Raw genomic sequence first — 1,281 nt, 5'->3', positions numbered from 1 at the left:
GACTGGATATACTTCCAATCTATGGGGATTTTTGCCCATAAAAACAGACGACTGACCTTTGCCCCGTCAGCCGCCTACTGAGCATTCAGCAATATATACTTTTCTCCTCTAGTTTTGTGGTGCCTTAGGAAGAAATTCAATTTTCAGCTGCAGCCCCAGACCACCGGCCAGCTTTTTGAGCATGTTTAAGGATGGGTTTCTCGTGCCACGTTCTAAACGACTGATATCCCCCTGATTGATGCCAGTACGGGCAGCCAATTCAGCTTGGGTAATATGCTGTTCCTTGCGGACTTTAACGATTGCTCGGATAATATCCATTTCCGGCTGTATGTTCTCATATGCCTTGCGAAAGCTTTCATTTTCCATACGCTTATTGAGTGAATCTCTAAAGGTAATCATTGACGGTTACTCCTTTCCAAGAATATCTTCCGATATTTCTTCGCTAGCTCGATTTGCGCTTTGGGTGTTTTTTGCTGTTTCTTGACAAAGCCGTTGGTCATCACAATGTTTTTGCCTACATAGAAAAAATACAGCACCCGCGTGATGTTAGAGCCAACCTTTGCCCGAACTTCAAAAATTCCATCCTCTAAATGTTCCGAATAAGGCATACGGAGTTCGTTGCCATATTCGGCCAATATATCCATCATCCCGTACAACTTAGCCGCCATCTTATCATCAAGAGAGTCAAGAAACTCCTGAACGGGACAGGATTCATTATCCAGTTCAAAAAATATTATATTGAAATTGTCCTTCCCCATATAATACCTCCAATTTTATAATATGGTCTTTTTACCATATTGTCAATAGAATATAATCTCAAATTCGAAAACTACAGTTTGTAGGTTCGTATTAGCGAGTTCGTGTTCGAAGCAAGTCGCCGGCGGCGGGGCCCCAGTACCAACGCTCCACCGGTGACAACCCGCTACAAGAAATTTTTGCCTTTTAATTAAGGGTTGGAAAACAGTTAAACGCGCTTCGCTTGGACGAAACTGCTTTTCCAACGAGAACGCAGGCAAAAATTTCTTTCTTCACGCGGAACGTCAAGGCTACGCTTATGGTACTGGGGCCCCCGCCGCCTCGGTTAGAGCCGGCACAAAACTGCCTTCCCCTCTGGGGAAGGTGGGCGCGAAGCGCTCGGATGAGGTCCCTTTATACGCATTACGATAAGCATAATAGCTTAAGGTGCTACCTCATCCGCCCCTGACGGGGCACCTTCCCCAGAGGGGAAGGCTTTTCGTTCCAAAAGTCAGCCGCCGCTAGGGGCAGTGCCATAAACGAAGC

At 46.0% G+C, this 1,281-nt stretch carries 2 protein-coding genes; both read right to left on the bottom strand.

The window, feature by feature from the left end; translation table 11 throughout:
- Positions 1-108 precede the first annotated feature (108 nt).
- Positions 109-399 carry a helix-turn-helix domain-containing protein gene (locus FZ040_RS13820; RefSeq protein ID WP_149172541.1) on the bottom strand — a complete coding sequence of 97 codons (291 nt, stop codon included), beginning with the start codon at positions 397-399 and terminating at the stop codon, positions 109-111.
- Positions 396-758 (bottom strand): type II toxin-antitoxin system RelE/ParE family toxin, encoded by a 363-nt coding sequence (locus FZ040_RS13815; protein WP_149172540.1) that lies wholly within the window; start codon positions 756-758, stop codon positions 396-398. Before FZ040_RS13815 ends, FZ040_RS13820 begins: the two co-directional genes overlap by 4 nt.
- Between the last annotated feature and the right edge of the window lie 523 nt (positions 759-1,281).

This window comes from Pseudoselenomonas ruminis (genome assembly GCF_008271295.1).
GTDB lineage: Bacteria > Bacillota > Negativicutes > Selenomonadales > Selenomonadaceae > Selenomonas_A > Selenomonas_A ruminis.
The sequence above is the reverse complement of the archived record's forward strand: the minus strand, read 5'-3'. Positions and strand labels throughout refer to the sequence as shown.